Genomic DNA, 19,869 nt, shown 5'->3' with positions numbered 1-19,869 from the left:
CACGTCACGAAGAAACTCATGTATAAACGGTTCTGTCAAATATTTTCAAATTCATCCTTTAACATCTCTGCAAATGTATCTTTTGCGCGATGAGTTCCTGTGTGTTTACTCCATATGAAATAATTTTGTATGGGTGTTAAGTCGGTAAATGTGTATCCGTTTATATTGCCGATTAATTTAAATTTATCAAAAATACCTTTGGGGACAAGGGAAACACCTGCCTCCGCACTTATGCATCCAAGAATAGTTCCATAACTGGCTATGCTCGTTATCGTGGTGGATATTCGATGTTTGTCTAGCCAGTTTTCCAGCGCTTTTCTATAGGGACACCCTTCGGGCCACATAAATATATTCTTTCCGCTTAAGTCTTGTGGCGTTTTTATATGTTTCATGGCTGGCGAGGCAATTATTACAAGCTCCTCCTTATAAATCTCAACGCATTCAATGTCCGGGTGTTCATTTTTGATGGCAATCACTGCGCCATCTAGTTTGTGCGAGCGGACATCATTTGATAATTGCGTCCAAGTTCCTGTGCTCAACTGCATCTGTACCGAGGGATAACGCTGGTGATATTTTGATAGCAGCGTGGGTAGCCGACCTGTAGCAGAAGACTCTATCGCCCCGATTTTTAATGTTCCCGAGGGTGCTGCCCCGGGATCAATGGCTCTACGAGCCTCCTGACACAAGGATAGAATTTTATGTGTGTAGCTTAGAAACAGTTCTCCTGAAGGACTAATGATAAGTCCGCGACCCGATCGGATGAAAAGTGATACCCCAAGCTCCTTTTCCAGGGTTTTTATTCTGTTGGTTATATTTGAGGGGACGCAGTGCAGCAATTCGGACGCTCGAATTATACTGCCTTGCTCGGCAACGACTTTAAACATAGTTAGCTGTGATAGCTCCATTGGTTTATAGCTCACTAAAACTGAATCGTATAGTCACTATAAGTCAGTTGTTGTCCGTCGTTCAAGTCGCTTAATGTAGGGCGTTCTGTAGAACCCTTGGCTTCATGTAAGACATTTCAGTCAGAACACACCGACACGCCCTAAAGGACAAGGTGAGATCATGAACTGCTCATCAATAAAAAGCCGCTCCGCAACATTTAATAACAACAAATCAATGCACGTCTTCGGTGAATCATTCATCGACGCGTTACCCACGCATCTCGAACATCTAAAAATACCGGGCCGAACGCTATTCGGCGCCCTTCGAAGGGAGCACCTGCTCGCGCAGGTCGAGAAAGCTGCTGAAATTCAGAGTGCGATGTATGAGGTGCTGTGTCATCCGATCACTCAAGAGGCTCAGACCTACGCCGAAAATACATTTAAAGCATTCATCAAAAAAAATAAGACCGATGCAGGTGTTTTGAGTTTTTTTAATGGATGGAACGAAACGCATAAAACAACGAGTTTGGTTTCCGCTAAAATTATTATGCGCTTATCAGCAGACGCTCTATCCGTGCCAACTGAAAGCTGCGCGGGATACCATAAAAGCATGGCTCATATGTACGAAGTTACAAAGGATGATTTTGGACTCGGTCATAAAGGACATGATGGTATGTACAACTACATGGCGACGGCCTTGGGTGCGCGAGGTTGGGTAGACAGTCAGTATAGTGTGAGGGAATGCGACGAGTTCTCTGCATTTCTCTACGATGTTGGCGTGGCCGAACACAAATCTCCCATGTACGCTATTGAATATAAACAGTCTATTATGGATGCCATGATGGTCGCGGTCTCTTCAGAGCTTTGGAATGGGCGAGAATACAACTTTCTTGCTCAATATATTGAAGCAAAACTTCTTTCATTCAATCCTTCGCTGAGTCGGAATGTTAACGGTCTACGAAGTGCAAAGGGATATGTGTTCGGTCATGCTGGCGAAGTGGAGAACAAACATGGGTTACACGCTTTAGCGGCTGTCCAGGCATATAGTGGGGCGGTGGGTTTGCAATTTGAAATTGATCGTCTAAAAAAAGTGATGCTTGATTATAATAAACGGATCGGAAAAGCATACAGTGCTTTGCATGCGGCGTTGACCTCGACGAACTAATGCTTGTGGAAGTCACGCTTGAGGCGTCTAGGGTAAAGTAGCATTCACCTTGAGAGTGATGCCGTATGGCTTGGCCAAGAATGCACGTAATGGCTGGATGTTTTATATGGATTTTGAATATGCATTAATTGCATTGGGTTTATTTGCTTTTTGCGGTGGATTGATTGATGCGGCAGTGGGAGGCGGTGGGCTTGTGCAATTGCCAGCACTTTTGCACGCTCTACCTCAGTACAGTCTTGCTACCGTTTTTGGGACGAATAAGCTAGCGGTGTTGGCTGGAAATCTATCTTCCGTATTTACTTACCTAAGAAAGATAAAAATCATATGGAAACTTATGCTTCCTACTATGATTTCAGCCTTCATATTTGCCTTCATCGGTGCCCTTTCTGTTTCATATGTTCCCAAAAAAATCATGGAGTATGTTGTTTTTTTTATATTGATAGTGATGGCTGTCTATACTTTTATAAAAAAAGATCTAGGTCGAGCTAGTATTAACATTCAATGCGGAAGAAAAGAAATTTTACTGGGCGTTTTTTTTGGAGGGGTGCTCGGCTTTTACGATGGCGTGTTCGGACCCGGCAGCGGAAGTCTTTTGCTTTTTGTTTTTGTAAAGTATTTTGGCTTCGACTTTCTAAACGCGTCAGCCTCATCGAAACTCGTTAACTTAGGAACGTTTAGCGCCGCACTCATGTTTTTCATACCGTCGAGTAACGTTTTATGGGCGATAGGTGGAGTGGTTGGCGTATGTAATGTTGCAGGCTCTCTCGTCGGTACATTTCTAGCGTTGCGTTATGGTAGTGGCTTTGTTCGAATATTCTTTTTGATATTACTTCTGTTTCTTATTGGAAGAATGGGCGTGTCTATATTTTTTTAAGTCACCTCGACTCTGCGCGAAGGCATTAATTTTACAAGTGCACCCGAGCGAAGAAAGCTCACGCCTTCCCCCACGGGATCAATCGCTGTCGGTGAGTAACTGCTGGCGACAATCGAGGCTCAGGCAGGCGCCGCCCAGCTCGCTGCTGCCCACGTCCAGGCTGAAGCCGTGCAGGTTGACGATGGCGGCGACGATGGACAGGCCCAGGCCGAAGCCACCGTTCTGGGCGTTGTCGTCGACCCGGTAGAAACGCTGGAACACCGCCGTGCGCTTGTCCTTGGGGATGCCGGGGCCGGAGTCGAGGACCGCGATGCAGGTGCTGCCGGCGTTGTCGCAGGCGCGTACGATCACCTGGCCACCGGCCGGGGTGAATTTGATCGAGTTGCTCAGCAGGTTCGACAGGGCCTCGAACAGCAACGCCCGGTCCCCGGTCACCCACGGCAGGTGGGGCGGGGCCTCAAGGGTCAGGGTCAACTGGCCTTCTTCGGCCAGGGGCAGGTAGAAGTCGTGCAGCTCCTGCAACAGCGGCAACGGATCGAATAGCACAAAGCCCGAGCGTCGTTGTTGATCCTCCAGCTCGGAGATCCGCAACAAGCCACGAAAGCGCGCCATCAAGGTGTCGGTCTCGCTGATCACCTGGTCCAGTTGCATCGCCTCACTGGAGCCCTCGCCGGCGTGCTGGTGCATGCGATAGAGCTGGGCGCGCAGGCGCGTGAGGGGCGTACGCAGGTCGTGGGCGATGTTGTCGCACACGCCCTTGACCTCATTGACCAGGCGCTCGATGCGCTCAAGCATGGCGTTGACGATGGCCGCCAGCATGTCCAGCTCATCGCGGCGGCTGGACAGTGGCAAGCGGTGATTGAGGTTACCGGCAACAATCGCTTCGGCGCTGGCCTGCAAGGCGCGAATCCGGCGCAGCGGCCGGCGGCGCAGCAGGTGCCAGCCGGCAATACCGGGGATGATCGTCAGCGACACACCCCACAACAGCGCATGCAGGATTATTCGGTTGACCGCGAACAGCGAACCGTTGTCGCGGACCAGCACCAGCCAGCGCCCATCCAGGGTGCGGCTGGCCACGGCGTCGCAGCTGTCCGGGGGCAGTCCGTATTCAGCGGGGCCGAGGCAGTCGTCGAGCAGGTGCACCTTACCGTCCAGCGGTAGGCCGGCCGGGAGGCTGCGGATCAGGCCGTGCAGCGGGCGATACTGCGCGTCGAACAGCCCATAGGCATCGACGCCCCGCTGGTCGAAGGTGACGCTGGCCATCAGCGCTTCATCCAGCTGTTCGCCGTGAAAACGCGAAAACAGGTGCTGGCGTTGCATCAACGAATGCTTGGCCAGGTTGCCCAGATAGTCCGAGACTTCGTAGTACATCACGCCCATCAGCAGGCCGCTCCAGACCACGAACAGTGAACTGTAGAGCGCCAGCAGGCGACTGCTGGAAGAGCGCCAGCCTTTAGACGGGTTCAGCAATGACATACCCCGAACCTCGCACGGTCCTGATGAGCGGCGGGAGGTTGGGCGGGTCGACTTTTTTTCGCAAGCGGCCAATGTGCACATCGATCAGGTTCGTGCCGGGGTCGAAGTGATAGCCCCAGACTTCCTCGAAAATCATCATGCGCGAGAGCGTCTGGCCGGTGTTGCGCAGCAAAAACTCCAGCAGCTTGTATTCGGTGGGGAGCAGCGTCAGCGATTGGCCGTCACGGGTGGCTTCGCGGCTGATCAGGTTCAGCTCCAGGTCACTGACTCGCAGGGTGGTGCCGGCGTCCTTGACGGTGTTCTGGCGCCGCAACAGGACTTCGACCCGCGCAGCCATCTCGTCGGTGGCGAAGGGTTTGGTCAAGTAATCGTCGCCACCGGCCCGCAGGCCACGCACGCGTTCGTCGACGTCGGACAGCGCGCTGATCATCAGGATCGGCGTCAACACGCCCATGGTGCGCAGGGTCGTGACGATGGCCAGGCCGTCCAGCTCCGGCAGCATGCGGTCGAGGGTGATCAGGTCGTAGTCACCGCTGACGGCCCGCGCCAAACCTTCGCGCCCGTTGGCGACCCAGTCCACGTCCAGGCCGTGGCTGCTCAGTTCGGCAACGATCTCCCGGGCCGTCACGACGTCGTCTTCAATGGTCAGGATTCGGGTCATGGGGCTGCCTGAAGGTTTAGTGAGGTACTGGCGCGCAGTGTGCCAACAAATACCGGTCGGGATTCTAAAAAAACATTCATACAGGGTAGAGGGTAGATCCCTCGTGTGTCGTTAGGTCGATGACTTTCCATTGGCTTGGTAAACATTGATATCATCTGGCCATTATTTCAGGAGGTCTTAACGTGCGCGCTTTGTTCCGCCGTGGCTGGATGCCATTCTCTATGCTGCTACTGATTCCATTACTGTGCTTGGCCAGTGCGTCGACTTGGTCGGCGAATCAACCTTGCTCGGGGAAAAAGGGCGGTATCGCACGCTGCGACGGTGATATTTTCCTGTGTAACGACGGCTCCATCAGCGCCTCGAAGAAGAGCTGTTCGGCCATGCTGGGTGGTCGCTCAGAGAGTGCACGGCCTCAACCCTTGCTGCAAAGCAATGAAGGTTGCCAGTGTGGCACCGGCGCATTTTGCACCGGCCCTCGAGGTGGCGTGTATTGCCTGACGCCCAGTGGCAACAAGAGCTACAAGCGCAAGTAGCCAGTGAGATACGTCGCTCCACCCGTTGCTCGCATTGTGTGTCCTTGATCACCTGAAACCGTGGCAATCGACCGCGCCCGTCTTTGACCGGCGCGTTTTTTTTTACTCCCGCGCATGGTTCGTTTGAGGGATGCCCGGTGCTTTACAGGTTTCTTGAATGCTGCGAGCGCCCCGGCGGACGGGGTTCCCAAGGAGAGCAACCTGATGCTCAACCACGATCTGCAACGCCAGCAGCTGCGCCAACGGGCCCGCGAGCTGGTGCCGGTGCTGCGTGAACGCGCTCCCGACGCCGCGCAGCAGGGCTAGTTGCCGGCCCAGACCCTGGCCGATTTTCATGATGCGGGCTTTTTCCGTATCCTCCAGCCGACGCGCTGGGGCGGCTATGAACTGGTGCCCAGGGACTTTTCGAGGTGCAAATGATCCTCGCCGAAGGCTGCATGTCCTCGGCCTGGGTGCTGGGTTTCGGTGGCCCGGAAGAGATCGCCAAGAAAGTCGCGGTGTACCACGAGGCCTGGGACAACCGTGACTCGAAGAAGCACGGCGCATCGGCATCCGTGGCCAGCGTTACTTCATGGAATCGCTGGGCTATTGGTACGGCGGCGGCGAGCGTCCGGACCTGGAGACGTGGAAGGACGACACCTACGGCACCGTGGATGACTGCATCGGCTACGTACAGCGCCTGATCGACGCCGGCGCCGACGAGATCCTGTTCATCTGCCAGATGGGCACCGTGCCGCAATGGGCGCAACTGGAAACCCTGCGCAACATCGACGAGAAGGTTTCGCAAGGCTTGAGTCGATCAAGCCCTGCGGTTGATCCAAGCCTCAATGCTGTGAAATCCGGGCCTGACACGGGATGGGTGTTCACCGTGGACCAGGGCGGGAGCGGGCTTGTCGGATCGCCGCACCGTCGCGAAGACGTCCTGCCAGCCGACCAGCATCTAGCAGGTATACCCAGGCCCACTGTGGGAGCGGGCTTGCCCGCGAAGAGGCCGGCACGTCCAGCATCCATGTTGACTGGGACACTGCTTTCGCCGGCAAGCCGGTCTCGCGCTCCCAAGGCGCTGGGGTAGGCGGGTGAGGGGTGTTCGCTGATGATCCCCTTGCGGGCGATGTCAGGTCGCGGGTTTTACCTTGCGTTTGGGGGTGGGTGTTGCCTTGCGGGTGGTGGCTTTGCGTTTGCCTTTCCATGGGGCTGCGCCTTTGCCGGCTGGGCTGGCGGGGCCGCTGATGGTCAGGCGCAGGCCGGTGCAGCGGCTGACGTGTTTGCTCATCCAGGCCGCTTGTTTGGCGACGAATGTTTCCAGGCTCATTTCGCCGCTTTGCACCATGTCCAGGGCTTGTTCCCAGATGGCGGTGGTGCCGGGGTCGGCGATGGCGCGGGGTACGGCGTCGATCAGGCTGAAGGCGGCGGGGGTGGCGGCCAGGGCTTTGCCGTGTTTGATCAGGTAGCCGCGATCCAGCAGGCCCTGGATGATCCCGGCGCGGGTCGCTTCGGTGCCGATGCCGGTGGTGTCCTTGAGCTTTTGCTTGAGTAGCGGGTCTTCCACCAGCTTGGCGACGTTTTTCATCGCCTTGATCAGGTCGCCTTCGGTGAACGGCTTGGGTGGTTGGGTCCAGAGGTCCTTGAGGATAACGTCCGCCACCGGGTAGTCATGGCCCTGGGTCAAGGGCGGCAGGTTCTGCGGTGCAGGAGCTTCGCGGCCCTTGGCGGGGGCGAGGGCTTCGGGCAGGGCGCGTTTCCAGCCGGCGTCGACAATCTGCTTGCCCACCGCCCGCAACGCTTGCCCGGCACAGTCGAAGTCGGCCTGGGTGCGGTCGTATTCATGGTTGGGCAGGAACTGCGCCAGGTACCGCGCGCGGATCAAGGTGTAGACGGCGCGGTGTTTGCCGCTCAGGCGATCGAGGTTTTTCGCCGCAGCGGTGGGGATGATGCCGTGGTGCGCGCTGACCTTGGCATCGTTCCAGGCCCGGGAGCGACGTTGCGGTTCCAGGTGCCCGAGCAGCGGGGCCAGGCCTGGGTCGGTTCGGCCAAGGGCGTCGAGAATGGCCGGCGCCTCGCTGTGCTGGCTCACGGGTAGATAGCCGCAGTCGCTGCGCGGATAGGTGATGAGTTTGTAGGTTTCGTACAGCGCCTGGGCCACGTCCAGGGTTTCCTGGGCGCCGAGGCCGAGCTTCTTCGAGCAGACTTCCTGCAAGGTGCCGAGGTCGAACGGCAGCGGCGCGGCCTCGCGGACCCGTTCGGTGCGCAGCTTGACCAGGCGCGCGGTAGTGGCATTGCGCATGGCCGTGGCGGCTTGTTGCGCCAGGGCTTGATTGAGACAGCGGTCCTGTTCGTCACACAGCTCTGAAGGCGCGCGCCATTGGGCGGTGAACGGGGTGTTGGCGTGCAGCAGTTGCACGTCGATGGCCCAGAACGGCACGGGCACGAAGTCGGCAATGCTGCGGTCGCGGTCGACCACCAGGCGCAAGGTCGGGGTTTGCACTCGGCCGACCGGCAGCACGCCTTGATACCCGGACTGGCGGCCGAGCAGGGTGAACAGGCGGCTCATGTTCATGCCGATCAGCCAGTCGGCGCGTGAGCGTCCGAGGGCCGCGTGATACAGGCTGAAGGTCTGCGCCCCGGGCTTGAGCGCCGCCAGGGCCTTGCGGATGGACGCGTCGTCCAACGCCGACAACCACAGGCGCTGGATCGGCCCGCGATAGCGGCAATGCTCCACCAGCTCCCGGGCGATCATCTCGCCCTCGCGGTCGGCGTCGGTGGCGATCACCAGTTCGCTGGCCTCGCCGAGCAGGCGTTTGACCGCCTTGAACTGGCTGGCCGTCTTGGGCTTGACCCGCATCTTCCATGTGTCGGGAATGATCGGCAGGTCGGCCAGCACCCAGCGCTTGTAGCGCTCGTCGTAGGCGTCGGGTGGGGCGGTTTCCAGCAGGTGGCCGATGCACCAGGTCACTGTGACACCCGCGCCCAGCCAGCAACCGTCGCCACGCCGGCTGGCGCCGAGCACGGCGGCGATGTCTTTGGCCTGGGAAGGTTTTTCACAGAGGAACAGCCGCATAGCCACCATCAGTCTTGAGGTTTGAAAGGTGCACAGCATGCGGGGTCTGGCGACGTGGATCAATCTTTATCTGTATGGATGTACAGCTAGATGCGGCATGCCGATCATGGTCATAGGGGCCGAGGGAGATGCGCTGGATCTTGGGCGGGAAAAAGTGTAGCGATAGCTGGCGGGTCAGCAGCCGTGCAGCTGAAAGTCGGTGTTTGATCAGGAAACATCAGAGATCACCGCTAAGCTGCTACCAGTTGTCTTGAGCGTGATGGGGGGCGCAAGTGCAGCGTTTGACAAGGGGTTGGAACATGAACAATGCCGGGCAAAACGCTGCGCCATGCAGTCGATACCCTCAACGTGACAGCCGTCGTGCCCGGGCCGTTGGCCGAATGGCCGTCTGGCTGCTGGGGTTGACGGTCTCGGGTTCGGTGCTGGCGTTTGACGCCGATGTCCACCCGGCCTTCACCCGGGCCGCGGTTGAGGTCTACCAGGCTTGCCCGGGCGTGACGGTGTCTGCCGAGGCGGCTGAGGCGGCTGAGGCATTGATTGCCGGCACCCAGGCCGAGGATGCGAGCCTTGCCACAGTGGGCCAGCGCATCAGCAACTGGCACTTTTACAACCGCAATGCCTCGCTCAAGCCGATGTGGTTCGCCAGCCGCAATCTGGACCACATCTTTGCGACCCGCGTCAGGCAATTGAACGAGCGCGTGGCGCAAGGGCCGGCGGCGAGTACCGCGCAGGTCTACCAACAGGCGGGCCGGGTCCTGCACTACATTCAGGACATGAGTGTGCCGGCCCATGTGGTGCCGGTGTTTCATGTCAAATTGCTGGTCTGGAATCTTGAGGATGGCTTCGACCAGTTTCCCTTGAGTCCATCGATGGCCAGCTTTCGCTTGAGCCAGGCGCAATGCGAGGCGTTGCGCGCCGACGCCGAGGGGAGCAATCCAAGCGGACGGCTTACACGCACGGCCAGCGCAACCCTGGCGGCCATTGGGCAACGGGGGGGCAGCGTCAACGCGGGGGCATGGCGCGAATACTGGGTCTACCCCTCGCCAGAAGCCGCGCAGGCGGAAAAAGGCTGGGGCGAATATGGCAGGTGTACCTTCGTCAAGGGCACGCAAGCCCCCGGCTGCAAGAGCGACGCCGAGCTTGAAGCGCTGTTTGCGCAGCAGTCGGTACAAACGCTGAAGGATTCGGTCTGGATGTTGTTTTACGTGGACCGGCAGCTCAAGGCCCGCGCAGGGGAGACCGTGGTCATCAACCCATGACACGCGCAGAGGTGGTGATGAAAGGTAATGCACCGAAGGATCGCCGGTCCGCCGATACCCCGGCCGAGGTGATTGTCAACATGGCGCCCCGGGTGCCGGACTTCGATCCGACATTGGGCATCGACGTGGTCTTGCCGCCGCTCAAGGGCACCAGTGCCAACAAGCTGGTCACGATAGGTGACTCGGTCACTCACGGGTTCCAGAGTGGCGCGATCTTCAACACCCGGATCAGTTGGCCGAAGATTGTCGCCTGGGAAATTGGCTGCGACGCCACGTTCCGCTTTCCGTTGTATGAAGGTTTTGGTGGTATCCCGCTGAACATCGAATACCTGTTGCGCGCGTTGGAGCATAAGTATGGCGATGCAATCAGTTGGTGGGAGTTGCCCGGCGCCGGGTTCGACCTGCGAAGCCTGATGGCGCAGATCGAGGACTATTGGGAGCGCGGTCCCGGATCAACCGTCAAGCGGACCAACCGGGCCATGCACAACCTGGCGGTGTATGGCTGGGACATTCGTGACGTGCTGTCGCGCACGGCGAACAACCTGCAAGCCGCTATGCACACCCCCAAGGATGATGTGTTTGCCCAGGTGGTCGAGAACGCCAACATCCGGGCGGCACTGGGTGTCTATTCCTCCATGGACCCCGGCGACACGGTTCTGGATGCGGCGCGCAAGCTGGGCCAGGAAGGCGCGTTGCCCGGCAGTGGCGGTGATGCCACGACGCCGGGCATTGAGACCTTGGTAGTGTTCATCGGGGCCAATAACGTCCTGGGCAGCGTGACCCAGTTGAAGGTCAGTTGGAGCGCCAAGGGTTACGACGCCCTGGGCAGCAAAGACCGTTACACCGTGTGGTGCCCCAGCCACTTCGCCGCCGAATACCAGCAATTGGTCCAGCGGCTCAAGGCGGTCAGTGCCCGCCACGTGATCCTGGTCAACGTGCCCCATGTGACCATCGCGCCGATTGCTCGCGGGGTGAACCGCAAGGTCGGTGCCGGCTCGCGGTACTTTCCGTTCTATACGCGGCCGTGGATCACCGACGAGCAGTTCAATGAAAAGGATGACCCCACCATCACCGAGAACCAGGTGCGGGCCATCGACAGCGCGGTCGATCAATACAATGACACGATCGCCAATGAAGTCCGGGCTTGCCGCCAGGCGGGCCTGGATTGGTACGTGCTGGACATTGCAGGCATGCTCGACCGATTGGCGGCGCGCCGTTACATCAACGATGCCCAGGCACGCCCGGACTGGTGGACCCGCTACGATCTGCCGGCGGCGCTCAACCAACTGGACCCGGTGCCCGATTCGCGCTTTTTCTCCTCCGGGCCCCAGGGGCGCGAGCAAGGCGGGCTGTTCAGTCTCGATGGCATCCACCCCACGACCATCACCTACGGGCTGATTGCTCAGGAGGTGATCAATGTCATGCAGCGCGCCAAGGTGGCGCTGTATTACAACGATGGCGTGACGTTGCGGCAGGGGCCGGTGCAGGTCGATTTTGATCGCCTGCTCCGGCTCGATTCGTTGATTGCCCATCCGCCGCGCTCACTGAGCAGTGACATGAAAACCCTGGGATGGCTGGATGAGACAGCCGATATCATCGGCAAGCTCAACCCGTTCAGCTAGGCGCTGGTCCACGGCTGAGGTTGATGACCTGGGGCTCAGAGACGGGCATTGGTGCGATGCCCGTCTCTTGGCCGTCAGTTCTTCTCCAGGTCCACGTCCTTGGTTTCCCGCAGACACAGCAGGCCCACCACCAGGCTGACCCCGGTGATCAATACCGGGTACCACAGCCCGTAGAAGATATCGCCGGTGTACACCACCAAGGCAAACGACACGGTGGGCAGGAAGCCGCCGAACCAGCCGTTGCCGATGTGGTAGGGCAGGGACATCGAGGTGTAGCGGATGCGGGTCGGGAACAGTTCGACCATCAACGCTGCCAGCGGCCCGTAGCACATGGCCGAGATGATGATCAGCGCCACGATCAGGGCCACGATCATCGGCTTGTTGATCGCCTGCACGTCGGCGCTTTGCGGGTAGCCGGCCAGGGTCACGGCGCCGCGCAGGGCGGCTTCGTCGTAGCCCTCGAGCGTGACGTCGCCGATGCTCACTTGCACACCGCTGCCCGCCGGTGCGGCGGCGCTGCTGTAGGGCAGGCCTTGCTTGACCAGGAAGGTCTTGACCTTGTCGCACGGGCTGTCGAAACGCGCCTTGCCCACCGGGTCGAACTGGAAGGTACAGGTGGCCGGGTCGGCCAGCACGGTGATTGGCGCTTGTTGGCTGGCGCGGTCGATGGCCGGGTTGGCGTAGTGCGCCAGGGACTTGAAGATCGGGAAGTACAGCACCGTGGCCAGCAGCAGGCCAAGCATCAGCACCGGCTTGCGCCCGACCCGGTCCGACAACCAGCCGAAGAGGATGAAGAACGGCGCGCCGATCACCACGCTGATGATCAGCAGGGTGTTGGCCAGGGCCGGGTCCATCTTCAGGAACTGGGTGAGGAAGAACAGCACATAGAACTGCGCGGCGTAGAAGGTCACCGCTTGCCCGGCGTTGATGCTGAACAGCGCGATCAGCACCACCTTGAGGTTGGCCCAGTTGCCGAACGACTCGCGGATCGGCGCCTTGCAGGACTTGCCTTCCTCTTTCATCTTCAGGAAGGCCGGCGACTCATGCAGGCTCAGGCGAATCCAGGTGGAGATGCCCAGTAGCACGATCGACAGCAGGAACGGAATGCGCCAGCCCCAGACCTCGAACTGATCGCCGGTGAAGTAGCGGCAACCGAGCACCACCAAGAGCGACAGCAGCAGGCCGAGGGTGGCGGTGGACTGAATCCAGCTGGTGTGGAAACCGCGCTTGCCCATGGGTGCGTGCTCGGCGACGTAGGTCGCCGCACCGCCGTACTCGCCGCCCAGCGCCAGGCCTTGGAGCATGCGCAGCACCACCAGGATGATCGGCGCGGCAATGCCGATGCTGGCGTAGGTCGGCAGCAGGCCGACGCAGAAGGTGGCCACGCCCATCAGGATGATGGTGGCGAGGAACGTGTACTTGCGCCCGATCATGTCGCCCAGGCGGCCGAACACCAACGCGCCGAAGGGCCGCACCACGAAGCCGGCGGCGAAGGCCATCAAGGCGAAGATGAAGGCCGTGGTGTCGTTGACCCCGGCGAAGAACTGTTTGCTGATCACCGCCGCCAGGGCGCCGTAGAGGAAGAAGTCATACCACTCGAAGACCGTCCCGAGGGATGAGGCGAAGATGACTTTCTGGGTGTCCTTGCTGGTGCCGGAACTCAGAGTCCCGGTCACGGCCTGTGCCTGTTCTGACATATCGGTATCCCTCACAGTGTGTATTTATTGTTGTTTCACTGTCAGCGCCGGCCTTGTGGGCTGGCGCATCGTCTCTGGGTGTTGCGCAGTCTCTGTGGGAGCGAGCCTGCTCGCGAAAGCGGTGGGTCAGCCAACAGTGGTGTTGAAGGCTAGTCCGCCTTCGCGAGCAGGCTCGCTCCCACAGCCTCAACGTTTACGGTGCTGGCAAGAATCATCTGCGCCGCCTTCTCGGCGATCATCAGGGTTGGTGAGCAGGTATTGCCCGAGGTAATGCGCGGCATGATCGAGGCGTCGGCGATGCGCAGGCCGGGGATGCCGTGCACCCGCAACTGCGCATCGACCACCGCGCCGCGGTCCTGGCCCATGCGACAGGTGCCGACGGGGTGGAAGATGGTGGTGCCGATCCGCGCGGCAGCCTCGTGCAATTGTTCCTCGGTCTGCAAGGCGGCGCCGGGCAGGTACTCCACCGGATTGAAGGGTTGCAGGGCCGGGGCGCCGACGATGCGCCGGGTCAGGCGAATGGCGTCGGCCGCGACCCGCAGGTCCTCGGGATGGCTCAAGTAGTTGGGCTGGATCAGCGGCGGCTGTGCGGGGTCGGCCGAGCGGATGTCGATCCGGCCACGGCTCTGCGGACGCAGGTCGCACACCGAAGCGGTGAACGCGGGGAAGGCATGCAGCGGCTCGCCAAAACGCTCCAGCGACAGCGGCTGCACGTGGTATTGGAGATTGGCCGAGGCCTGTTCCGGGCCGCTGCGGGCAAAGGCCCCCAGTTGGCTCGGCGCCATCGACAGCGGGCCGCTGCGGTCGTACAGATAACGCAGGCCCATGCCCATCTTGCCCCACAGGCTGCCGGCGATCTGGTTCAGGGTGCGGGCGTTTTCCAACTTATAAATCAGGCGCAGTTGCAGGTGGTCTTGCAGGTTGCCGCCGACGCCATCGAGTTCATGGGCCACGCCGATGCCCAGGCGCTTGAGCAGGCCGGCGGGGCCGATGCCGGAGCGCTGGAGGATACCCGGCGAGCCGACCGAGCCGGCGCAGAGGACAATCTCTCGGCGGGCCGTGAAGGTCGTGGCCTGACCCTGCCAGCGGGCGACGACGTGGCAGGCGCGGCCGTTTTCGAGCAGCACGCGGTCGACGTCGACGTCGGTCAGCACCGTGAGGTTGGGGCGTTGGGCGATGGGTTTGAGAAAGGCCTTGGCCGCGTTCCAGCGCACGCCGGCCTTCTGATTGACCTGGAAGTAGGCGCAGCCTTCGTTGTTGCCCTGGTTGAAGTCATCGATGGAGGCGATGCCGCTTTGTTCGGCCGCCGTCCTGAAGGCATCGAGAATTGGCCAGGACAGGCGCTGCTGTTCGACCCGCCATTCGCCGTCGCCGCCGTGATCGTCCGAGCCGCCGGCGAAATGGCTTTCGCTCTGCTTGAACAGCGGCAGTACGTCGTCCCAGCGCCAGCCCGGGTTGCCCTCGGCCGCCCAGCCGTCGTAGTCGCCGGCCTGGCCGCGCATGTAGATCATGCCGTTGATCGAGGAACTGCCGCCCAGGACCTTGCCGCGCGGGTAACTCAGGCTGCGGCCTTGCAGGCCGGTTTGCGCCTCGGTCTTGAAGCACCAGTCGGTGCGCGGGTTGCCGATGCAGAACAGATAGCCGACCGGGATGTGAATCCAGGGATAGTTGTCGCGCCCGCCGGCTTCGAGCAGCAGTACCCGGTGTTGCGGGTTGGCGGACAGTCGATTGGCCAGCAGGCAGCCGGCGGGTCCCGCGCCGACCACGATGTAATCGTATGCATCAACGGCAGGTTGCATTCATGGCCTCGTTGCGTGTTGTTCTTATTGCGACCCATCCTAGTTGTTAGTTTTCGACAAAAGAATGTTAGTTTTCGCCCAGCCACTGTGCGTTTTTAAACAGTTGGGTCTCATGATTGATTCAAGGAGGCGCCATGTTCGACTGGAATGACCTGCGCTATTTTCTCGAACTGCAACGCAGCGGACGTTTGCTGACCGCAGCCCGGCGCCTGAAAACCACCCACGCCACCGTGGCGCGACACATCGAGGCGATTGAAAAGAGCCTGGGCGCCGCGCTGTTCGTCCAGCAGGCCCAGGGTTATCAACTGACCCCGGCCGGCGAAGCGCTGCTCAAGCATGCCGAGGCCATGGAGAACGTGGCGTTGCTGGCCCAGGAGCAAATCACCCAGTCCACGGCGCCACTGGGCAAGATCCGCGTCGGCGTGACCGAGGGCCTGGGGATCATGTTCCTGGCCGGGCGCATGCGCGGCTTGTTCGATCGCTATCCGGGCCTGGAAGTCGAGTTGGTGGCGGTGCCGCGGTTTGTCAGCATCCTCAACCGCGAGGCCGAAATCAGCATCCACCTGGAGCGCCCGTCCGCCGACATGCTGGTCACCCGCAAACTCACCGACTACCGCTTGGCGCTGTACGCCAGCCAGGACTACCTGGACCGTGAGCCACCCTTGAACAGCCGTGAAGACCTGGGCCGGCATGCCTGGATCGGTTATGTCGACGACCTGTTGTTCAGCCAGGAACTGATGTTCCTCAACAGCTTTTGCCGCAGCCCCCAGGTGGTGTTCCACAGCACCAGCGTGATCGCCCAGCACCAGGCGGCCCGCGCCGGCCTCGGCATCGCGGTGCTGCCGTGCTACATGGCCAGCGGCGACCCCGGCCTGGTGCCGCTGCTGCCGGCCGAAAGCATCCTGCGCAGCTACTGGATCAGCACCCGGCGCGAACTGCACAAGTCCGTGCGGCTGCGGGTGTTGTGGGATTACGTGGTGCAGGTGTGCGATCAGGAGCAGGCGTTGCTGCTGGGCCCTGAGTCGGTTGGCTAGCCCTGGGGGAGCGAGCCTGCTCGCGAATAGGTCGGTTCATCCGGCATCAAGGTGTCAGACCGACCGCCTTCGCCGGCAAGCCGATCTCGCTCCCACAAGGGCTCAAGGGACAATCTCGAATGCGATGCTGCCCAACCGCTCACCATTGACCATGATGTGCACCGCATGCACGCCCGCGTAATGCTTGCGGGTGGTCATGTCGCGCACCTGCTGGGCGCGGCCGAGGGTCTGGCGGGCATGGCCGGGCAGGGTCAGGCCCTTGAGCTTGAACACCTTGTTGGAGGTGGCGCCGGAGGCCTTGACGTAGTCGATGGCGTAGTCGACCACCAGGCGTTGCGCATCAGGGCTGGTGGAGTGCAAGTCGAACGACAGCGTGATGCGCTCGCCCAGCCGGATCACCGCGGGCTCGACCTTGAGGTCATGAATCCGCACCTCGGGCTTGCCGCCCGCGCCGATGATCGCCAGGGCCCGGGGGTTGCCCTGTTTGATCAGGCTGCGCAAGGCATGCTTGGCAATCCACGCCGTGTGCGGGTTCTCCAGGGACCAACCTTCGATCAGGCCCAGCACCCACTCGGGGTGATCCTTGGTCACATCGTTGAGGTGATTGGCCACCGACTTGCGCACGTACAGACTGCTGTCGGCCTTGAGGTTGTCGAGGATCGCCGCGGCGAGGCGCGGGTCGGCCTGCACCGGCTCCAGGCGAAACGACCACGGCAGGCGCGGGCGGCAACCTTCGCTGGCCAGGCGCCGCACGTGTTCGTCGGCATCGCGCGACCAGTCGTGCAGCAACGCCATCGAGCGCTCGAAGTCGCTGCGCAGAAAGTGCCGTACCGCGAACTCCGAGGAGCCAAATGGGGTGAAATACTTCAAGGCCGCCATCGACCGTTCGTAGTCATGCAGGCCATAGGTGGCGACGTACTGCGCCAGGCTGATACTGACGAAGCTGCTGTTCAGGCGCGGCGCCAGGGCATAGAGAATCTCCAGCACCTGCTCATAGTCCAGCGCCAACACCGCGTGCAGGCACTCACCGACCCGCGCCATGCGCTGCATCACCGACAACGAATCCAGGCCGTCATTGGCCATCGCCAGGAAGGCCGGCGCATCGAACGCCGGGTACACCGCCCGCACCTCGGCGGCGATGTGCTCGAAGCGCTCGGCGTTGAAGATCTCCTTCAAGGCGGGGGAGGCGGGTTCGGTGGCGGTCATTTCAGGCTCTTTTCCTCTTCAATCTGATCCGCCTCAAACAACCGTGCCAGCTCGATCCTCGACTCCTGGGCGGTCTGCATGACTTTGCCGGCGTCATCGTAGATGGACTGCTGGGCTTCGAGCACTTGTTCGTCGTGGTGCTTGAAGCGCTTGATCCGGGCATCGGCCTGGGCCTGGGTCAACCCCAGGCCCAGCAGGGTGCGGCGGCTCATTTCCAGGCTGGAGTAGTAGGTTTCGCGGATCGCTTCGGCGCCCAGGTCCACCAGGCGGTACACGTGCTGGCGGTTACGGGCGCGGGCGATGATCTTCAGGTGCGGGTAGAGTTTGCGCACCAACTCCGCTGTCTTGATGTTGGTGTCCGGGTCGTCGGTGGCGATCACGAAGAACTCGGCCTGCTCGACCTTGGCCGCGGCGAGGATTTCCGGGCGCATCGGGTCGCCGTAGAACACCGGTACGCCACCAAAGCTGCGCGACAGTTCGATGGACTCCACCGAGGTGTCCAGGGCCACGAAGCGGATCTTCTGCGCCCGCAGGATCCGCGCCACGATCTGCCCCATGCGGCCCATGCCGGCGATCACCACGCGTGGGGTATCGGTGTCGATCTCGCGCAGGTGCGGTGGCACGGCGATGGGCTCGACCTTGTCTTTCTTGGCCAGGCGCCCGCACAACAGCAGCAACAGTGGGGTCACGGCCATGGACAGGGTGATGGTCAGCACTTGCATGTCGTACAGGTGGGCGTCGAACAGTCCCTGGTCGCGGCCGATCTTGAACACCACGAAGGCAAACTCGCCACCGGCCGCCAGTACGATCCCCAGGCGCAGCGCACTGATGCGGTTGAGACCGCCTGCCAGGTGCCCGACCAGGTACAACAGCGGCAGCTTGAGACTGATCAGCAGCAGGGTCAGGCCCAGCACGTGGACCGGTGCACTGAACAGCAGGCTGATGTTGGCGCCCATGCCGACACTGATAAAAAACAGCCCCAGCAGCAGGCCCTTGAACGGTTCGATCTGGGCTTCCAGCTCGTGGCGGTATTCGGAGTCCGCCAGCAGCAGCCCGGCGAGGAAGGCCCCCAGCGCCATCGACACGCCCACCAGGTCCATCAGCCACGCCGTACCGATCACCACCAGCAACGCGGTGGCGGTAGAGACCTCTGGCAGGCCGGTCTTGGCGACGATGCGAAACACCGGGCGCAGCAGATAGCGGCCGCCGACCACCACCACCGCGATGCTGCCGAGCAGGCGCGCCATGTGGTCGATGTCTTGTGCGGTGGTGGTCACTTCGTTGCTGCCGGCGAGCAGCGGGACCATGGCAATCAGCGGAATGGCCGCAATGTCCTGGAACAGCAGGATGGCGAACGCCAGCCGTCCGTGGGGGCTGGTCAGTTCCTTGCGCTCGGCCAGGCTTTGCAGGCCGAAGGCGGTGGACGATAGCGCCAGGCCCAGGCCGAGTACGACGGCGCTGTTGAGCTTCTGGCCGAATGCGTAGTAGGCCACCAGGCCGATCAACGAGCCGGTCAGCAGGACCTGGGCCAGACCGACGCCGAACACCGCCTTGCGCATCACCCACAGCCGGCGCGGCGACAGCTCAAGGCCGATGATGAACAGCAGCAGCACCACCCCAAGTTCGGAGATGTGCATCACGCTTTGCGGGTTGTTGATCAGCCCCAGCACCGCCGGACCAATCAACACCCCGGCGAGGAGGTAGCCGAGTACCGCTCCCAGTTGCAGGCGCTTGGCCAACGGTACGATCAGCACCGCGGCACAGAGAAAAACGACAGCAGCTTGCAATAGGTTGCCTTCTTCGGGCATCGGGAACTCCTGTGAAAACGACGGGTGGCCGGGATTGCCGGTCACCCTGAAAAATGGCCCGCAGGATAAAGCCCTGCGCCAGGATCTTATAGACACACATTGCGACATCTGAAAGACGACCATGGACTTATACCCCAGGATGGGGGCGGTCAAGGTTGCCAAGATCAAGGTTTTCTGGGAAAACGCAGCCCATCAATGCCCACCCCCTGACAGACGGAAACGCACATGAACGACGAATTACAGGTCATCGACCTTCACGTGGGCACCGGCAAGGCCGCCGTAAAGGGCGCGCTGATCACCACCCAGTACCGCGGTTGCCTGGAAGACGGCACCGAGTTCGACTCCTCCTGGAGCCGTGGCAAGCCGTTCCAGTGCGTGATCGGCACCGGGCGGGTGATCAAGGGCTGGGACCAGGGCATCCTTGGCATGCAGGTCGGAGGCAAGCGCCAATTGCGGGTGCCGGCGCATTTGGCGTATGGCGAGCGCAGCGTGGGTTCGATCCCGCCCCATTCCAACCTGGTGTTCGAGATTGAACTGCTGGAAGTGCTGACCCGCGATGATTGAGCCCCTCAGGCTTTAGTGTATAGCGGGATGCAATGAGGTTGAGTGCGCCGGCGAAGGTGTCCAGTCAGTCGACAATCACTTCGCTGACCCACCGCTTTCGCGAGCAGGCTCGCTCCCACCCAGGTCTGCGGCGAACACAAAACCGATGCCTGGCCCGGATCTGGGTTGAGCCCGTAGGAGCGAGGCTTGCCCGCGAACCGGCCAGCCCATCCAACATCAATGTCGTCAG

Annotated in this window: 15 protein-coding genes and 1 pseudogene; 8 read left to right on the top strand and 8 right to left on the bottom strand. The window is 60.8% G+C overall.

Annotation, left to right across the window (positions count from 1 at the left end):
* Positions 1-35: 35 nt before the first annotated feature.
* Positions 36-905 carry a LysR family transcriptional regulator gene (locus BMW74_RS17105; protein ID WP_093423893.1) on the bottom strand — a complete coding sequence of 290 codons (870 nt, stop codon included), beginning with the start codon at positions 903-905 and terminating at the stop codon, positions 36-38.
* 160 nt (positions 906-1,065) lie between these two features.
* Here BMW74_RS17105 and BMW74_RS17100 point away from each other — a divergent pair, with 160 nt between their 5' ends.
* Together BMW74_RS17100 and BMW74_RS17095 are read left to right on the top strand one after the other, a co-directional pair.
* Positions 1,066-2,049 carry a hypothetical protein gene (locus tag BMW74_RS17100; RefSeq protein WP_175479245.1) on the top strand — a complete coding sequence of 328 codons (984 nt, stop codon included), beginning with the start codon at positions 1,066-1,068 and terminating at the stop codon, positions 2,047-2,049.
* A 106-nt stretch (positions 2,050-2,155) separates the two neighbouring features.
* Positions 2,156-2,923 (top strand): sulfite exporter TauE/SafE family protein, encoded by a 768-nt coding sequence (locus BMW74_RS17095; RefSeq protein WP_093424026.1) that lies wholly within the window; start codon positions 2,156-2,158, stop codon positions 2,921-2,923.
* A 78-nt stretch (positions 2,924-3,001) separates the two neighbouring features.
* On the opposite strand, the gene BMW74_RS17090 is transcribed toward BMW74_RS17095, so the two are convergent.
* Together BMW74_RS17090 and BMW74_RS17085 are read right to left on the bottom strand one after the other, a co-directional pair.
* On the bottom strand, positions 3,002-4,399 hold the full coding sequence (locus BMW74_RS17090; RefSeq protein WP_093423885.1) for a sensor histidine kinase: 1,398 nt from the start codon (positions 4,397-4,399) through the stop codon (positions 3,002-3,004).
* A complete protein-coding gene (locus tag BMW74_RS17085; RefSeq protein ID WP_093423881.1) occupies positions 4,377-5,060 on the bottom strand; it encodes a response regulator transcription factor in 684 nt (227 codons plus the stop codon). The genes BMW74_RS17090 and BMW74_RS17085 overlap by 23 nt, the downstream gene beginning before the upstream one ends.
* A 221-nt stretch (positions 5,061-5,281) precedes the next feature.
* On the opposite strand from BMW74_RS17085, the gene BMW74_RS25510 reads away from it, so the two are divergent.
* Together BMW74_RS25510 and BMW74_RS25755 are read left to right on the top strand one after the other, a co-directional pair.
* Complete coding sequence (locus tag BMW74_RS25510; RefSeq protein WP_371911765.1) at positions 5,282-5,593, top strand: YdcA family protein; 312 nt, start codon at positions 5,282-5,284, stop codon at positions 5,591-5,593.
* Between the two features lie 425 nt (positions 5,594-6,018).
* Positions 6,019-6,374: pseudogene (locus BMW74_RS25755) on the top strand (LLM class flavin-dependent oxidoreductase); the annotation flags it as partial.
* 333 nt (positions 6,375-6,707) lie between these two features.
* Here BMW74_RS25755 and BMW74_RS17070 read toward each other — a convergent pair.
* Positions 6,708-8,651 (bottom strand): DNA topoisomerase III, encoded by a 1,944-nt coding sequence (locus BMW74_RS17070; RefSeq protein ID WP_093423873.1) that lies wholly within the window; start codon positions 8,649-8,651, stop codon positions 6,708-6,710.
* A gap of 380 nt (positions 8,652-9,031) precedes the next feature.
* Here BMW74_RS17070 and BMW74_RS17065 point away from each other — a divergent pair, with 380 nt between their 5' ends.
* Together BMW74_RS17065 and BMW74_RS17060 are read left to right on the top strand one after the other, a co-directional pair.
* Positions 9,032-9,910, top strand: a complete 879-nt coding sequence (locus BMW74_RS17065) for a hypothetical protein (RefSeq protein ID WP_093423869.1) — start codon at positions 9,032-9,034, stop codon at positions 9,908-9,910.
* Between the two features lie 17 nt (positions 9,911-9,927).
* Positions 9,928-11,532, top strand: coding sequence for an SGNH/GDSL hydrolase family protein (locus BMW74_RS17060; protein ID WP_093423864.1), 1,605 nt, complete (start codon positions 9,928-9,930; stop codon positions 11,530-11,532).
* Positions 11,533-11,606: 74 nt separating this feature from the next.
* On the opposite strand, the gene BMW74_RS17055 is transcribed toward BMW74_RS17060, so the two are convergent.
* Together BMW74_RS17055 and BMW74_RS17050 are read right to left on the bottom strand one after the other, a co-directional pair.
* Positions 11,607-13,229: an MFS transporter gene (locus tag BMW74_RS17055; RefSeq protein WP_093423861.1), complete on the bottom strand. Its 1,623-nt coding sequence runs from the start codon at positions 13,227-13,229 to the stop codon at positions 11,607-11,609.
* A gap of 149 nt (positions 13,230-13,378) precedes the next feature.
* Positions 13,379-15,028, bottom strand: a complete 1,650-nt coding sequence (locus tag BMW74_RS17050) for a GMC family oxidoreductase (RefSeq protein WP_093423856.1) — start codon at positions 15,026-15,028, stop codon at positions 13,379-13,381.
* Positions 15,029-15,162: 134 nt separating this feature from the next.
* Between BMW74_RS17050 and BMW74_RS17045 the strand changes: the two genes are divergently transcribed.
* On the top strand, positions 15,163-16,062 hold the full coding sequence (locus BMW74_RS17045) for a LysR family transcriptional regulator (RefSeq protein ID WP_093423851.1): 900 nt from the start codon (positions 15,163-15,165) through the stop codon (positions 16,060-16,062).
* A gap of 102 nt (positions 16,063-16,164) precedes the next feature.
* Here BMW74_RS17045 and BMW74_RS17040 read toward each other — a convergent pair whose 3' ends face one another.
* Positions 16,165-17,268: a DNA alkylation repair protein gene (locus BMW74_RS17040; RefSeq protein WP_093423847.1), complete on the bottom strand. Its 1,104-nt coding sequence runs from the start codon at positions 17,266-17,268 to the stop codon at positions 16,165-16,167.
* A complete protein-coding gene (locus BMW74_RS17035; protein WP_093423843.1) occupies positions 17,265-19,076 on the bottom strand; it encodes a monovalent cation:proton antiporter-2 (CPA2) family protein in 1,812 nt (603 codons plus the stop codon). The genes BMW74_RS17040 and BMW74_RS17035 overlap by 4 nt, the downstream gene beginning before the upstream one ends.
* A 225-nt stretch (positions 19,077-19,301) precedes the next feature.
* On the opposite strand from BMW74_RS17035, the gene BMW74_RS17030 reads away from it, so the two are divergent.
* On the top strand, positions 19,302-19,640 hold the full coding sequence (locus tag BMW74_RS17030; protein ID WP_093423838.1) for an FKBP-type peptidyl-prolyl cis-trans isomerase: 339 nt from the start codon (positions 19,302-19,304) through the stop codon (positions 19,638-19,640).
* The last annotated feature ends 229 nt before the right edge of the window (positions 19,641-19,869 follow it).

It is taken from the genome of Pseudomonas sp. ok272, assembly GCF_900109995.1.
In the GTDB taxonomy this organism is placed as follows: Bacteria; Pseudomonadota; Gammaproteobacteria; order Pseudomonadales; family Pseudomonadaceae; genus Aquipseudomonas.
This window is presented reverse-complemented; position numbering and strand designations above follow the sequence as displayed.

What these genes read in the sequence shown, in the direction of transcription:
- BMW74_RS17045 (WP_093423851.1), top strand. Translation starts at nt 15,163, where the DNA reads ATGTTCGACTGGAATGACCTGCGCTATTTTCTCGAACTGCAACGCAGC.
- BMW74_RS17085 (WP_093423881.1), bottom strand. Translation starts at nt 5,060, where the DNA reads ATGACCCGAATCCTGACCATTGAAGACGACGTCGTGACGGCCCGGGAG.
- BMW74_RS17070 (WP_093423873.1), bottom strand. Translation starts at nt 8,651, where the DNA reads ATGCGGCTGTTCCTCTGTGAAAAACCTTCCCAGGCCAAAGACATCGCC.
- BMW74_RS17060 (WP_093423864.1), top strand. Translation starts at nt 9,928, where the DNA reads ATGAAAGGTAATGCACCGAAGGATCGCCGGTCCGCCGATACCCCGGCC.
- BMW74_RS17105 (WP_093423893.1), bottom strand. Translation starts at nt 905, where the DNA reads ATGGAGCTATCACAGCTAACTATGTTTAAAGTCGTTGCCGAGCAAGGC.
- BMW74_RS25510 (WP_371911765.1), top strand. Translation starts at nt 5,282, where the DNA reads ATGCTGCTACTGATTCCATTACTGTGCTTGGCCAGTGCGTCGACTTGG.
- BMW74_RS17040 (WP_093423847.1), bottom strand. Translation starts at nt 17,268, where the DNA reads ATGACCGCCACCGAACCCGCCTCCCCCGCCTTGAAGGAGATCTTCAAC.
- BMW74_RS17030 (WP_093423838.1), top strand. Translation starts at nt 19,302, where the DNA reads ATGAACGACGAATTACAGGTCATCGACCTTCACGTGGGCACCGGCAAG.
- BMW74_RS17095 (WP_093424026.1), top strand. Translation starts at nt 2,156, where the DNA reads ATGGATTTTGAATATGCATTAATTGCATTGGGTTTATTTGCTTTTTGC.
- BMW74_RS17035 (WP_093423843.1), bottom strand. Translation starts at nt 19,076, where the DNA reads ATGCCCGAAGAAGGCAACCTATTGCAAGCTGCTGTCGTTTTTCTCTGT.
- BMW74_RS17065 (WP_093423869.1), top strand. Translation starts at nt 9,032, where the DNA reads ATGGCCGTCTGGCTGCTGGGGTTGACGGTCTCGGGTTCGGTGCTGGCG.
- BMW74_RS17090 (WP_093423885.1), bottom strand. Translation starts at nt 4,399, where the DNA reads ATGTCATTGCTGAACCCGTCTAAAGGCTGGCGCTCTTCCAGCAGTCGC.
- BMW74_RS17050 (WP_093423856.1), bottom strand. Translation starts at nt 15,028, where the DNA reads ATGCAACCTGCCGTTGATGCATACGATTACATCGTGGTCGGCGCGGGA.
- BMW74_RS17055 (WP_093423861.1), bottom strand. Translation starts at nt 13,229, where the DNA reads ATGTCAGAACAGGCACAGGCCGTGACCGGGACTCTGAGTTCCGGCACC.
- BMW74_RS17100 (WP_175479245.1), top strand. Translation starts at nt 1,066, where the DNA reads ATGAACTGCTCATCAATAAAAAGCCGCTCCGCAACATTTAATAACAAC.